The organism is Rhizobium sp. PP-CC-3G-465, from assembly GCF_004343445.1.
In the GTDB taxonomy this organism is placed as follows: Bacteria; Pseudomonadota; Alphaproteobacteria; order Rhizobiales; family Rhizobiaceae; genus Ferranicluibacter; species Ferranicluibacter rubi.
Map to the genome: position 1 here is coordinate 1 of NZ_SLYH01000013.1, position 14,117 is coordinate 14,117.

At 56.9% G+C, this 14,117-nt stretch carries 10 protein-coding genes; 3 read left to right on the forward strand and 7 right to left on the reverse strand.

Annotated features, from left to right (window positions below; all coding sequences use genetic code 11):
• Positions 1-489: 489 nt before the first annotated feature.
• The 5 genes from C8J33_RS23350 to C8J33_RS23370 form a co-directional block, all read right to left on the reverse strand.
• A complete protein-coding gene (locus C8J33_RS23350; RefSeq protein WP_245507264.1) occupies positions 490-1,404 on the reverse strand; it encodes a MipA/OmpV family protein in 915 nt (304 codons plus the stop codon).
• 318 nt (positions 1,405-1,722) lie between these two features.
• The gene (locus C8J33_RS23355; protein ID WP_132665532.1) at positions 1,723-3,054 is read right to left on the reverse strand and encodes an ATP-binding protein; all 1,332 of its coding nucleotides are present in this window, start codon (positions 3,052-3,054) and stop codon (positions 1,723-1,725) included.
• Complete coding sequence (locus C8J33_RS23360; protein ID WP_110731167.1) at positions 3,054-3,806, reverse strand: response regulator transcription factor; 753 nt, start codon at positions 3,804-3,806, stop codon at positions 3,054-3,056. Before C8J33_RS23360 ends, C8J33_RS23355 begins: the two co-directional genes overlap by 1 nt.
• A gap of 56 nt (positions 3,807-3,862) precedes the next feature.
• Positions 3,863-6,952 carry an efflux RND transporter permease subunit gene (locus tag C8J33_RS23365; RefSeq protein WP_132665533.1) on the reverse strand — a complete coding sequence of 1,030 codons (3,090 nt, stop codon included), beginning with the start codon at positions 6,950-6,952 and terminating at the stop codon, positions 3,863-3,865.
• Positions 6,949-8,184, reverse strand: coding sequence for an efflux RND transporter periplasmic adaptor subunit (locus C8J33_RS23370; protein WP_132665534.1), 1,236 nt, complete (start codon positions 8,182-8,184; stop codon positions 6,949-6,951). The genes C8J33_RS23365 and C8J33_RS23370 overlap by 4 nt, the downstream gene beginning before the upstream one ends.
• Positions 8,185-8,776: 592 nt before the next feature.
• On the opposite strand from C8J33_RS23370, the gene C8J33_RS27140 reads away from it, so the two are divergent.
• Positions 8,777-8,947: a hypothetical protein gene (locus tag C8J33_RS27140; RefSeq protein ID WP_165906871.1), complete on the forward strand. Its 171-nt coding sequence runs from the start codon at positions 8,777-8,779 to the stop codon at positions 8,945-8,947.
• 90 nt (positions 8,948-9,037) lie between these two features.
• Here C8J33_RS27140 and C8J33_RS23375 read toward each other — a convergent pair whose 3' ends face one another.
• Positions 9,038-10,135, reverse strand: a complete 1,098-nt coding sequence (locus C8J33_RS23375; RefSeq protein WP_132665535.1) for an alkene reductase — start codon at positions 10,133-10,135, stop codon at positions 9,038-9,040.
• A gap of 54 nt (positions 10,136-10,189) precedes the next feature.
• Here C8J33_RS23375 and C8J33_RS23380 point away from each other — a divergent pair, with 54 nt between their 5' ends.
• Together C8J33_RS23380 and C8J33_RS23385 are read left to right on the forward strand one after the other, a co-directional pair.
• Positions 10,190-11,128 carry a LysR substrate-binding domain-containing protein gene (locus C8J33_RS23380; protein WP_132449992.1) on the forward strand — a complete coding sequence of 313 codons (939 nt, stop codon included), beginning with the start codon at positions 10,190-10,192 and terminating at the stop codon, positions 11,126-11,128.
• A 297-nt stretch (positions 11,129-11,425) separates the two neighbouring features.
• Positions 11,426-11,863, forward strand: a complete 438-nt coding sequence (locus tag C8J33_RS23385; RefSeq protein ID WP_132665536.1) for a MucR family transcriptional regulator — start codon at positions 11,426-11,428, stop codon at positions 11,861-11,863.
• A 249-nt stretch (positions 11,864-12,112) separates the two neighbouring features.
• Here C8J33_RS23385 and C8J33_RS23390 read toward each other — a convergent pair whose 3' ends face one another.
• Positions 12,113-14,101 carry a methyl-accepting chemotaxis protein gene (locus C8J33_RS23390; RefSeq protein WP_132665537.1) on the reverse strand — a complete coding sequence of 663 codons (1,989 nt, stop codon included), beginning with the start codon at positions 14,099-14,101 and terminating at the stop codon, positions 12,113-12,115.
• Positions 14,102-14,117 lie beyond the last annotated feature (16 nt).

The window sequence follows — 14,117 nt, forward strand, 5'->3', positions numbered from 1 at the left end:
CTTCTCCAACCATTCCGTTCCGCTCCTGTCGATGAAGGAGCATATCAAGCGGCCAAAATCACAAAAGAAAAGGTGGGATGTTCATCGCGCTCACGTTTAATAAACAATAGGATCACCGAAATGAGTGCGCTTCCAGTAACCAGGGCGATTTGCCTCTTGCGTTAAAGAGGCCCTAGGCTGTGGACGATTGGTTGGCGCATGTACGTTCCTACATAATAATCGACGCGCGGGTCTGACAGAACGAATGCGGCTGTTGACATTTTATTTCACGGGTTATGACCGCCACTAGCCCCAAGGTGCAGATTTATCGGACGCCTTACCAGATGCCGATCGAAGCGCCGCTGGCGCCCGACATAATTAGGCAGTCTCATGCTCGTACGACCAGATCCCGGAGACCTAAAGGCGGGCCTTGGTTCCGCCGTCAGTGCCGCCGCCGCCGAAAACCTTCATCCGTGGTTCCTAAAGGCGGCGACAGCTTTAATGCATCAATCAAAATTTGTAACCGACGACCGCCATAAACGATGGCTGGATCTTTTTCGCGACGATCGGGCTGTCTGCCGCATCGCCAATCAAAACGCCCAAACCCGCCTCACCCCGAACGAGCCAGTTCTTCGTGACCATATAAGTCGCTGTAGCTGTAAAATCGACGCGCTTGAGACCCGCGTCCGGCTCATACTTGCGCAGGCCAGAAAATTCCGACTGGGCAGGTGTAACACCGAAGTATGATTGCATGTGCTTATCGTTGGCGACTGTGGCCGATACGCCAGCCCCCACAAAGAAACTTTCGTTTACGGGCGCGGTGTATTCAGCGCCAACTGTTCCGATCAGACTTTCGCTCCCATTGATTGTCTGGTCGAGTTCTGCATAAATTTCCAGTCCTTCCCATTTATAGGTAGCCTTCGCTCCGATGGTTGCGGCAAAGTCGATATCGCCGAGGCCTCTTAGCCTGTTGCTGTCATCTTCATCGCGGCCCATTTCGTAGCCCACCTTACCGGCCAGCGAAAAACCATTGTGCTCAAGCACGGTTACGGAAACACCGCGTGGGTCGATCGTCAGCCAGTCGCCATAGGTGATGATGACTGCCGGTATGGGGCTGACTTTAAAGTCGCCGCTACCTTCGTACTCAGGAGCGTACATCGCGCCGGCGCCGATGATCAAACCCCATTTAGGCTCAGCTTGCTGGGGTTCAAAACGAGTATTGTCGAAAGCGGGCTCGGCGACCTGATCCGTAGCGTCGGCGGCAAGCGCGTCGAACGAGAATGCCATCATCGCCAGAGTAGTCCCTATCGCGGATAACCGGGCAAATTGTCTCGTTGTGTTCAGGGGCTGCATTTCTGCTCCATTATTTTGGCCTTTACACGCGATGCCAAAACAGCGACGCGGGTGGTGCTCTTGTTTTGCCATGTGAGCTGCGTCATCGGGATGTTGTTTTGTTACGGTTTGTTACGGCTGCTCAAGGAAACCAGAGTTGGCATCCCGTCTGGTCAGGCGCCTGTAACTTGAAAGCCAGACTGAGGCACTCGTTGGGTTCGCCACCCCTGCGAGGAGTGCTCGTGGCTGTGACGCAGGCATTGTTGCCGTCATGAACGGCATACCAGACCCGTCATCTCGGATTTAAGACCAAGGTGCCTTCAGCTCCATGCTCACCGACGCGGGTGCCTTTTGGGAAAGCGACGGCGTAGCAACGTAGTGAATTGCCCTTCTCCCTACGATTTTGGCCCATCAAATAGCTTTTGGAAAAACCAATCGCACGACGAGCCCAGTCGGCTTGTTGGTATCAAATTCGACGCGACCACCGTGATCGCGAACGATCTCGTCGACAATCGAGAGGCCCAGCCCAAATCCGGTCTGTTCGCTTTTCTTGGTCCTGGCCGCGTCTACCTGAAAGAACGGCTCTAGGACACGTTGCCTGAAGAGCTCGGGTATGCCGGGGCCGATGTCCCGGACCTCGATGCAGAGCGCTTGCTGCGTCAAGCTCAGCGCCATCTCGACTTCTTCCCCGAACTTGATGCCGTTCTCGCAAAGGTTCGTTACCGCCCTTGTTAACGCCATGGGCTTGCCGGGCCAGATTAGGCGACCGGGGCCAGCGTAGCTGATTTTCGCACCAACGTCGGAGAAGTCGTCACAGATCGTCTGCATGATACTCGCGACATCGGTGCGCTCGACAACTTCCTTACCGCGATCATCGCGAAGGTAGTCCAACGTCACATCGATCATGGCGTTGATGTGCTGGACATCAGCGAGTATCTGATCGCGCACCACAGTGTCTGTAATTCGATCCAGCCGAAGGCGCACGCGGGTCAAGGGTGTACGCAGATCGTGACTGACGCTGCGCAGCATGGCTGTTCGACTGCGCATCATGTCGTGGATACGTGTCCGCATGTTGTTGAGAGCCCGCGCTAGGTCTACGATTTCCTCACTCCCTTCTTCCGGCAGGGGTGTAGAATGGGAAAGAAACGCCTCGGTGTCCTTGATCTTGGTGGATATGTTTGCCAAGGGGCCGCTTAGGAACTTGATCGCAAACAACGAGAAAAGAATCCCAAGTATTAGGAAGGCTAACGCATAATACAACATCGGCCCGGTGAGATCATTTGTAAAAATACTGTCGGGATAAGTCTTGTAGAGAAGAACCTCACTATCGTTGACGGGCATAGAGAGCATCGGCGTTCGATCGACAATCAAAACCTTTGCGCCATCGGGTAAGGCTTCGTCAGTCGGAAACAGATACGTGAGAAGATTTCCAAAATTCGACCGAAACCCGTCCGGAGCGGGAAGCGCGTGAAAAGCAGCCTTGCTGATGATCTCGATATCAATGCCGACTTCCGCAGATCGCGAAATGATGCGCTGCCGTTCATCGGCGCCGGCACCATCCAGAAGATAAGCCAGCGTCAGAGCTCGTTGCCCGATGAGGTCGACAGTCACGACGCCATCATATTCAAACATGTTCATGCGTTCGATTAACCTGCCTGACGTTATGACCGACACGGTTGAAAGCACGATGACGAGCATGAGTTGGCTGCGGATCGACTTGACCGCAAAGCTAGGAAAACGCATCAGGCTTCCACGACCGTTGCTGTGAACATATATCCCCCGAGCCGCACCGTTCTCAAAAGCACCGGATCCGAGGGGTCGGCCTCAATTTTCTGACGAAGTCGCCGGACGTGGACGTCCACGCTGCGCTCAATAGGGCCCGCAAGACCTGAGTGCGTCAGTGTTAAAAGCTCTTCGCGCGTAATCACCCGACCCGGGTTTCGGCAAAATGCCAGAAGAAGATCGAATTCGGTCGTCGTGAGCGCAATCCTGGCGTTGGTTGCATCGTGCACCTGCCGCCGTATCGGATCAATGCGCCAGCCGTCGAAGCGAAGGGGCGTCTGGCGGTCGGTCGGGGCAAATCCGTAGGCCGCGCGGCGCAACGCGCTGCGGATGCGGGCAATGACTTCCCGCGGACTGAACGGCTTGGTGATGTAGTCATCGGCGCCGACTTCCAGTCCGACGATCCTGTCCACCTCCTCACCGAGCGCTGTTATCAATATGATCGGGATCGTCTTGTCGGCCCGCAGACGCCGGCAAAGGCTGATCCCATCTTCTCCAGGCAGCATGACATCGAGGACGATGAGATCGAAGGTCACGTTCCGCATGCGGGCGAACATTTCGCTGCCATCTTCGACCGTCGTGGCTAACATGCCATTTTCGCGCATGGTTTCAGCCAGTAGCTGACCTATTTCGCGGTCATCTTCGACGATGAGTATGTGGGGAGTGCGTTTCGTCGTGTTCAACAATGTCTCCCTGGCCCTGTTGGCACGCATCAAATCGTGAGGGACGCTCGAAGCGCCATGACTGATCAAAGCGGCCCCACGATGTATCATGTCAGGCTTCCGTAGTGAGGTTCGTCAAGTTCCTGCGCAGGCAATAGTCCCCGAAACCTCGTTGAAGTCCAGTCGCCCAGATCGGACACGATCAGATGGATTGCCGGAATGACGATCAGCGACAGCAAGGTCGAGGCAAGCAGTCCACCCGAGACTGCAATTGCCATCGGCGCGCGAAACTCACCGCCATCGCCTATCGCAAACATCGACGGCACCATGCCACCAACCATTGCAAGCGTCGTCATGATGATCGGGCGAACTCGCTGTTTGCAGGCCTCTACCATGGCTTCGTAACGTGAATGGCCGTGAGCTTCGATCTCAACCGCGAAGTCGACCAGCATGATCGAGTTCTTCGTCACGATACCCATCAGCATCAAGATCCCGATGACGACGGGAAGCGAAACCGCGGTGTCCGTGAGAAAGAGGGCGGCCGCGACGCCTCCCACCGACAAAGGTAGCGCCGCAAGGATCGTTAGCGGCGTAAACACATTGCCGAACAGCAGTATCAGGACGATGAGCACAAGCATCAGACCGGAACCCATGGCCACAATGAAATTGCTGAACACGTCGCCCTGCGTATCGGAATCCCCGGTCGCCTGGGTCCGCACGCCTTCAGGCAAGGTTCGGACCGTCTCGAGATTGGCCAGCCGATCAGCAGCCTGACCCAATGTAAGGCCGTTGCCTATGTCAGCGCCAATCTTGACAGTACGCTCCCGATCGAGACGGTCTATGGAAGATACCGTTTCGTCGAAGCCGAACTCGACCAAGCTTGACAACGGCACGCTCTGACCGGCGGCCGTAGGCACGCCTAGCAGTTCGATCGTCGCGAGATCGTCGCGGCTGCCTCGTGCCAGCAGCAGACGAATAGGGATTTGCCGACCGCTTTCGATGAACGTCGGCAGATTGCTGTCGATATCACCGATCGTCGAAATTCTGAGAGTTTCAGCAATCATTGCAGTTGAGACGCCAAGGACCGCTGCTTTGTCCGCCTTAACGGTCATTCTAAGCTCAGGTCGCATTGCGGCGTTGTCCGTTGACGGATTGATAAACCCTTCTTGGGTTGCCATTTCTGCAACGATGGCGTCAGCTGCTATTTGAGCCTTGTCGCCATCCGTGCTGAGGACTGCGAATGTAATCTCCCGCTCTCCGCTTCCGGTGAGAAACTGGAGACGAACATCCGGGATCGTCGACAACATTCTCGCTATCGCGTCTTCGACCGCAAACGACGATCGCTCTCGTTCAGACTTGTGGAGAAGATCGATGGAAACCGCGGCACGGCGAACGTCCAGTTCACCGGATGGGCTGGCACCGCCTTGCACAAACACCCCCTTGACCTCTTTTAAGCCACGAATTCGTTGGGCTATCACGTCCGTGACGGCCCGGGTCTCAGCAAGGGTCGATCCCGAGGGAAGTTCCACAGACAAAGCGAGACGGCCTTTGTCCTCTTCCGGCAGAAATCCGGTGGGCACGGTGAGCAGGGCCATGATGGAGACCGCAAAGAAAGACACGGCGGTGGCCAAGGTCGTCCATTTGCGCCGCAGTGTCAGCCTCAGCACCTTCTCGTAGATGCGCCCTGCAAAGCCTTGCGGCTTTTCAGCCGGTGGAATGCTCGACATGATGTAGGCCGCCATGATCGGCGTAATCAGCCGGGCGACAATCAGGGAGAAGAACACCGAAATGGCAACGGTCAGACCAAATTCCCTGAAGTAGAGGCCGACGACGCCTTTCATCAGGCCGACAGGCGCGAATACGGCTATGATCGTCGCCGAGATGGCGATCACGACCAAACCTATTTCACCCGTCGCATCGAGCGCTGCGCGATACGCCGACTTGCCCATATTGCGATGTCGAACGACATTCTCGATTTCGACGATCGCATCATCGACAAGGATGCCCGTGACCAGCGTAATGGCAAGCAGGCTCAGGATGTTCAGGGAGAAACCGAGCATGCTGATGGCAGAGAATGTCGGGAGGATCGACAGCGGCAGGGCGACAGCGGCCACAAGTGTCGCACGCCAGTCGTGCAGGAAAAGGAAAACGACCATGACCGCGAGGGCTGCGCCCTCAAGGAGCGTATTGATTGCCGACTGGTAGTTGCCCGCCGTGAAGCTCACGCTGTCGTCGACAACCTGAACTTTTACGAGGGGATATTGCGATCCAAAAGTCTGCAGCGCTTCGGCCACCGCTGCGGCCACGGCAACGTCACTTGCACCAAGCGATTTGAATATGGAAAATCCGACCACGTCTGAGCCATCCAGAGTCGCAAAATCGCGAGGTTCGGCCACCGTGTCCGAAATCTTGCCAAGCTCGCCAAGGAGAATATGGCGGTTCCCGGGGGTCGCAACCCGAAGCCCTGCAAGGTCGTCGACCGTATCGACCGCTGCTTCCGTCGTCAGCGCCTGCTCACGGCCATTGAGTTCACTTCGTCCGCCCGATACGTCCAGTTGGGTCCGCATCAAACTTTCGTTCACCGTGCTCGCCGTCAGGGAATACGCATGAAGGCGGTTCGGATCCAGTTCCACATGGATCTCGCGATCTGTGCCACCGATGCGATCAATCCGGCCGACACCTGCTACGCCCTGCAACTCCCGGATAAGCTTGTCATCGATGAACCATGAGATATCCGCCTTGCTCATCGCTTCTCCAGAGACGGCATAAGTGACGACAGCCTGTGATTCCTGCTCCATCCGTTCGATGATCGGCTCATTGATCGTGTCCGGCAGGTCGGATCTGATTTTTGTGATGGCATCTCGAACGTCGGTGACAGCGCGGTCGGTCGAGACCACGCCCAGTTCGAACGCAACTCTTGTTGTCGATCGACCTTCGGTGATGGTGGATGTGATCTCGTCAACACCTGTCAGAGAGGCAACCGCGTTCTCGACGAGCCTTGTCACCTCAGTCTCAAGCTCGCTTGGCTTGACCCCGGCCTGTTCGATCGTGACGGTAACAAGGGGTACATTAATGGCCGGAAAATATGTGATCGGCAATTTCGTAAAACTGTATATCCCGGCAATCGTAAGGCCGACGAAGAGCAGGATCGACGGGAGAGGATTGCGGATAGCCCACGCGGAAATGTTCATGTTCATCGCGCGGCACCACCATCGATCTTCAGGAAGGAGAGTTTGTCAGCTTCGGGATCTGTGCTGCGAACGGCCAGGATCTTTTCGCCCGCTTTGAGGAAGCTACCCGATCTAATGACGACGATCTCGCCATCCTTGACACCAGAGAGCAATTCTATCGTGCTACCCGCCGGAGAGCCCAAGGTAACGCTTCGAGCGCGCACTAGGTCGTTTTCGACCACGAAGACACTGGACTTGCCATCCTGGCTTCTGACCGCTGTGGCCGGGACAACAACATTCGACCGTTGACCCGTCTCGATGCGACCGTAGACGAACGCGCCTGGAACCAGACCCTGCCCCTGGACGAGTTCCACCCGCACCAACCCCATCCTGGTGCCAGGGTCGATCCGCGCTGCGCTCAACCGGACACGGCCATGGATCGGGCCGGTTCTTCCTGGAACAATTATCTCAGCGCCCATTCCTTCCTTCAGGCGAATAAAGCTCGCTTCGCTGACACTGGCTTCCACCTCGACCAGACTGTCCTGTGCCATGGAAAACAATGGATCACCCGAAGGCGACGTAACGCTTCCCACACGCGCGTTGCGGATCAGGATGAGGCCCGATGCCGTCGCCCGGACGGTGCTGCGCTCGATCGTCAAAGCAATTTCGGACCGCTCAAGCTCGACCAGTTTTCGATCGGCCTCAGCCAGCGTCAAGGCTTGCTGTGCCATTTCAAGCTGCGACTTCGCCCGTGAAAAGGCGTTTTCGTGTTCATCCAGGAGCTGCTGGGACACGACACCTTTTCCGAAAAGAGACCGGCTTCGCTCCACGGCCTTGCGGGTTTCGCGCGCTGTAACAGAGGCAACGTCGATGCGACTGTTTTCCTGAGCTACGGCTACCGCAACGCGTGACAACTGGACAGTGTTTCTCTCAAGCAGAAGCTCTGCCTGCGCCACATCCAGCAATGCCAGCGGCTGGCCTTTTCTAACAACATCACCTGCCTCCACAAGGATTTGCCTAATCTCCTTGCCCTCGATGAGTGCGTTGACCCTCATTTCCTCTTTCGCGATCAGAGTTCCAACCACCGCGACGTGGTCGTAAACAGTTGCGCGTTCGGCCGCGCCTACTGTGACTGTCTTGACTAGCTGGGCCATCGAACCCCCGGCTGAGGAGAGCGTCATCGATGAAAACAGCGCTGAAATCAGAACGGACTTCGTTGAGCGCCGAATGATGGAATTAAGCTGACTTTGACGTGTCATGGGATGCGCCGATGTTAGCCGTCGGCACCTTGCAGACGATCACTGCTGCGAGTTTATTCAGCGCCGCCCGTGACCGGCATGTTGATTTTTTACGATTTGTTACAGTCGGTCCAGTGCAGTTGTTTCGTCCGTAGCGGCCACTTCCGCCTGCCAAATGGGTCGGCGGCGTTCCCACATGTCTCAAGGCCGTGCTCTACCGGGGCGCCTATTCTGCCATGGACAGGACTACAAGGCATCGGCGCGGCATCCGAAAGCCTCTTTCTGTTGCCACTGGCCTCGTTCGACCTCGCGGACAAGGCGTCCACTACGGAAATCGTGCAATTTATCGCACGGGTGTTGGTGATGGGGCTGGCCGGCTAGTGGTTCGCGATGTTGTGCTGGGTGATCGCGTCGCGTCGTCTGCCGCTGGCCCTGGCGGCTCAGCTTCGATTGTAGCCGAAACGCTCTTCGGCCTTGCCCGCAGCTTCATGTTCGAGGGCCGGTTTCCATCACCTGCCGAGGCAAAAAGAGCGACATTGCAGTTTGCCCGTGTCTGTTTCACGATCGAAGTTTTCACCCTTTCCCAATGCAAGTCAGTACCGGCGCAAATATCGTGATCTTCGTAATTCTAGCCCGCTTCGTGCTGGAGCTTGGAGAGGTTCTGTCGTTGAATGCAATGGAAGAAGCTGATGACATTTATCGCAACATCGAGTTTGATGCGGACATTGAGGCTCTCGACTCGCAGATGAGTGAGATGGTAAAATTTGCCGAGATTGCCGCCTAGCCTGCCGCCGAGATAGAGGATGCCTTCTTCCGGCAGATGCTGGCAATACAGTGTGAAACACTGTCTAATGGACTCGATCCGCTGCGGCGACTACTCCATAGAGTCGTAGATTGATCTCGAATACTGCGCCAACGGTAAACCCTGTTTAATCTTAAAAACTATGTCAGCATTGGCAAGATAGGAACGACCGAAAGAAAACAGCTCTGCTTCGCCGCGGCTTATAGCATTTGCCGCAAGCTCGGGCGTATAGCTTCCGTTGCCGATCAGGATGCCGCCGTAGTGGCGACGGAGAAACTGCGTTGCAGTTTCTCTGAGATAGTCATAGACGACATCTTCTTCGATGCCGACATGGACATAGGCGGCTCGTCGCTTTTCGAGTTCACCCAGAGCGAACACCAGCGTGTCCTGATCGCCTTCTATGTGAAGCATCTCGGACATGTAGTCGGCAGGTGACAGGCGAATGCCGATCCGGTCCGCGCCGATCTCCTCAGCGCAGGCGTCGAAGACGTCGAGTAGAAAGCGCGCTCGGTTCTCCAGGCTTCCGCCCCATCGGTCGGTACGGCGGTTGGTATGCTGCTTGAGAAACTGGTCGATAAGATAGCTGTTAGCACCGTGCAGTTCCACGCCGTCGAACCCAGCACGGCGGGCATTGGTTGCAGCCTGCGCAAAGGCCTGGATCGCGGATTTAGCCTGCAAGTCCGACATCTCGAGCGGCGGCTCGTTGTTGAAAACATAATAGCGCTCTCCGTGCCTTCTGCCATCGTCGAACACGGCAGATGGTGCGAGAGCGGGCGCGCCGCTGTAGAAGGAATGGGCCATGCGTCCCATGTGCCAGAGCTGAGTGAAGATCAAGCCACCTCGCTCATGCACGGCATCGGTGACCTCAGCCCAGCGGCGGATGTGGGAATCGAGATAGAGACCAGGAATGCCAGCGCCACCCCTCGCCTCCGGCGCGACAAGCGTGCCCTCGGTGATCAGCAGGCCCGCTGCGGCGCGCGAGGCATAGTGCTCGATGGCACTAGGCGCCGGAGCGAAATCGAGTTCGGAACGATTGCGGGTGCAGGGCGCCAGCACGATTCTGTTGCTAAGTGTCAGTGTCGAATTGAGACGAAGCGTCGAGAAGAGGCTCGCAACAGTTGCGGGCGGCATATCGCTTGCGACGGGTCCGGAGGTCGGATGGACGTTCACGGAAGCTCTCCAACCATTAGAATTTAAATTTTCAAATTTGACAATAGTTCCTGATTGCAGCGATATCGATGCTTTATTTCTAACTTCAGAATTAGGATTTCTAAATTGGCTTCTATTTCAGGCGTGGATATGAATGCCCTACTGGCGCTGGAAACGGTAGCTCGGCAGGGCACGGTGTTGGCCGCTGCGGCAGAAATGCATGTCAGTCCAGGCGCAGTCAGCCAGCAGATCAAGAAGGCTGAAGCGCAGATCGGGGTGCCGATCTTCCAGCGCAGCGCAAACGGCCTGACGCTGACACTGGCGGGCCAGAAGATGCTGCCGGCGCTGACGTCCGCGAGCCGGCAGATCGCCGAGGCGATCAAGAGCGCGCGACTGTCCGACGAGAATATCCTGACGATCACTGCCGGCTCGGCTTTTGCCGCCAGTTGGCTAGTGCCGCGATTGGGCCGGTTTTCCGCCCTCCATCCGCACTATCAGTTGCGCTTCGTGGCAACGAGCAAGCTCATCGACTTTGCTCGCAGCGATATCGATCTCGGCATACGCCTTGGCACCGGCGCATGGCCTGACGTCAAAGTGGAAAAACTCGTCGATCAGCAGGCGTTTCCGATCTGTGCCCCGACGCTCGCAGGATCGCTGAAACAACCCACGGACTTGGCGCGCGTGCCCGTGCTCTTCGATGAAGGAACCGCTTTCTCTTGGAAATTGTGGTTTGAAAAGGCAGGTCTGGATGCGAAGTTTGCAATCAACGGCCCATCCTTTACCGACCCCCTGCTGGCATTCGGTGCGGTCACGGCCGGCCAGGGCGTCATGCTTGGCTGGTCGATCCTAGTTGCCGATGCCCTTGCCGACGGACGAATCGTCAGGCCATTCGAAACCGCGATCGACAGCGGCATCGCCTATTGGCTGGTCACGACACCAGCATCCTGCCGGACGGAGAAGGTGCGTCTGTTCCGTGCCTGGCTGATCGGTGAACTGATCCAGTCCTTCCCATGAACGACCGCTTCGGCTTTGACACCGCCCTTAGCTTGCGATGCAAATGAAACGGTTCATTTCATTGTAAACCTCTTTGGAGGAACGAGATTTCAACGGCTCGTCTCCCGGCGCGGCTGACCGCACAGTCCCCTGACGATATTCTGCGCTTCTGATCAGCAACTGTTCCTCGCTCGTCCACTCCACGCCGTTCAGCGCCTGTTGTTGGCCTCCTCGGAGCGACTGCCGGGTGACCAAAAACGGTTGCGCCACCTGTCATGAGATGAAATGACATGACCGTCCCATAAAAGGAGATGTGGCATGGACGAAGCTATAGCCTCAACCGTTTCCGATACCGAACTGCTTGTCAAACTCACGGCAAAAATCGTCGCCGCCTATGTTAGCAAGCATGTCATTCCCGCCTCCGAACTGGCAGTCCTTATTGCCGACGTCCATACCGCCCTCAACACCACCTCCGTCGAGGTCCTCCCGCCAGCCGCTGCGGAGAAGCAAAAACCGGCCGTCTCTGTGCGAAAGTCGCTGCAGGACGACCAGATCACCTGCCTGGAATGCGGGAACGGGTTCAAGTCGCTGAAACGTCACCTGATGACGCATCATTCCATTTCCCCGGACGAGTATCGCGAAAAGTGGGCGTTGCCTGCAGACTATCCGACGGTCGCTCCGGCCTATGCAGAAGCACGGTCACGTCTTGCTCGCGAGCTGGGCCTCGGCCAGCGCCGCAAGAAAGCCGCCACATAGAAAGCGACGGATTGCGACACCGCCGAGGCTTGTCGTTCACACGTTCTTCGCAGTCGCGCGATGAAGTTGCCGAGCCGGCTCCAGCACTAGCGGCGCATTCACACCCGCTACGACCGCTGCGCCCACACCTTTTCCTCGAGCATGTGCATTTCAGCGGTCGCTATATTCCAATTGTTTTAAGAGACCTTACCGTAGTTATTCGACAGGCTTGGCAAACCCAGAATCGCTTCATAGCGGAGACACTGGCCCTCAAGCAGCCGCAGCCTTTTTCCAGCCCGACCCGCCGCCCTGCGCCGCCGCCCGGTTTTGCTGGCTGGACTGTGCCGGGTGACCGACCTTTTCCAATTTGAACCTGGAGATCAGGCGCGCGAGCGTCGAGACCTCGTCATCAAGCCTGTTGGTTCCCGCCGTGGACTGTTCCACCATAGCCGCATTCTGCTGGGTCATCTGGTCCATCTGGTTGACGGAAGTGTTGACCTCGGCCAGTCCGGTCGACTGCTCCCTGGACGCGATGGCGATCGAATGAACATGGTCGTTGATCTTCACTACGTGGCTTGCGATGAGCGACAACGCCTCTCCCGTGGCTGTGACCAGCTTCACGCCAGACTGTACCTCCTCGCTAGAGCGATGGATCAATGTCTTGATGTCCTTCGCCGCACCAGCCGAGCGCTGGGCAAGTTCGCGGACTTCCTGCGCCACAACGGCAAAGCCCTTGCCTGCGTCGCCAGCACGGGCCGCCTCAACGCCAGCATTGAGGGCAAGCAAATTGGTCTGGAAAGCGATCTCGTCAATCACGTTTATGATCTGACCGATTTCAGTCGAGGCATTTTCGATCCTGCCCATCGCCGAAACCGCGTCCCGGACCACAGCGCTCGACTGCTCTGTGCTCCGGCGGGCCTCGTCCACCATATGGCTGGCCTCAAGCGACCTGTCCGTGGAATTTTTGACAGCGGACGTGATCTCTTCGAGCGCTGCGGAGGTTTCCTCGAGCGATGCAGCCTGTTGTTCTGTGCGCCTCGACAGATCGTCGGAGGCGGCACGCAACTCACCCGTGCCCCCGCTGATTGTGTCGATCGCGAACTTCACTTCAGCAAGAACGGCCTTTAGGTTCGACATTGTGGTGTTAACGTTTTGCTGCAGTTCATAAAACGCCCCCTGAAAATCACCTTGCATCTCTTCCGTAAGGTCGCCTTCAGCGAGAGCCGCGACGACGCGTCGCGTTTCGGCAACGCCCATATCGACCGATGTAACCAGCTCGTTCACGCTTTTTGCAAACCTGTTGAGATCGGGATTGGCATAGTCCTTGTCGATGCGTTGCGTAAAGTCACCAGCAACAGCAGCGGCAACAACAATGCCGATAGTGGACTGAAGATCAGCGCTTTTCGCCTGAAGAGCCGCTTCCTGGGCATTCAGGTCACGGACCTTGATGCCGTTCTGCTTGAACACTTCGACAGCGCGGGCCATCTCCCCGATCTCGTCACGGCGATCGGCCGACGGAATGGCGCTTGCGAGATCGCCACCAGCAAGTGTTGCCATACTGCGGGTCAGATGGCCAATCGGTTGCGCGATAGCCCTGGCACCAAACACGGCCGATCCGACAAGCGTCAGGACAACCAGCATTCCGATGCCCAGGCTGATTTGAACCGCCATGCTTTGAGCGCTGTCCATTTGAACCCCGGCCGCATCAGCGCGCTTTTTGGCGGCATCGACATTTTCGTCGAGAAGCTTGCTCATCTCGTCTGTCATGCCACTCATCTGCGCTGCATCGCTGCGTTCGCTCGCAAGCGTCGTGGTGACGTCCACGGCGGACGACGCGAGCTTTTCATCGATCCGTCTCGAGAAGGCCTCGAACGTCACCTTCCAGTTGTTGCTCAGATCAAGGATTTTTCGGGTGCGATCAATGTTTGCCTGCAACGTCATCGACGCAAGTGCTTCGTTCAGATATTTTTCAGCCGAAGCGTGGCGCTTCAGGGCGAAGTCTCTCGCCTCGCCAGCTTCGTCCGGCGACTGGGCCAGACGCAGGTCAAGCATGCCAACAATCATCCCCCGCATCGAGGCTTTGGCATCCACCAGATCGCGGGAGATGACCAATTGCTTGCGCCCGAAATCCGAACTGCGGTTGACGGACTGGTTTCCCAACCCGACAGACACCAACATTCCGATGACCATGATGATGCCAACGACGGACATCGCCGTCAACTTCGAGCTGATACGTGTAGGAGTAAGTGCATAGGCCATGTTTGTTTCCTGAAGC

What these genes read in the sequence shown, in the direction of transcription:
- C8J33_RS23350 (WP_245507264.1), bottom strand. Translation starts at nt 1,404, where the DNA reads ATGGCAAAACAAGAGCACCACCCGCGTCGCTGTTTTGGCATCGCGTGT.
- C8J33_RS23355 (WP_132665532.1), bottom strand. Translation starts at nt 3,054, where the DNA reads ATGCGTTTTCCTAGCTTTGCGGTCAAGTCGATCCGCAGCCAACTCATG.
- C8J33_RS23360 (WP_110731167.1), bottom strand. Translation starts at nt 3,806, where the DNA reads ATGCGTGCCAACAGGGCCAGGGAGACATTGTTGAACACGACGAAACGC.
- C8J33_RS23365 (WP_132665533.1), bottom strand. Translation starts at nt 6,952, where the DNA reads ATGAACATGAACATTTCCGCGTGGGCTATCCGCAATCCTCTCCCGTCG.
- C8J33_RS23370 (WP_132665534.1), bottom strand. Translation starts at nt 8,184, where the DNA reads ATGACACGTCAAAGTCAGCTTAATTCCATCATTCGGCGCTCAACGAAG.
- C8J33_RS23385 (WP_132665536.1), top strand. Translation starts at nt 11,426, where the DNA reads ATGGACGAAGCTATAGCCTCAACCGTTTCCGATACCGAACTGCTTGTC.
- C8J33_RS23390 (WP_132665537.1), bottom strand. Translation starts at nt 14,101, where the DNA reads ATGGCCTATGCACTTACTCCTACACGTATCAGCTCGAAGTTGACGGCG.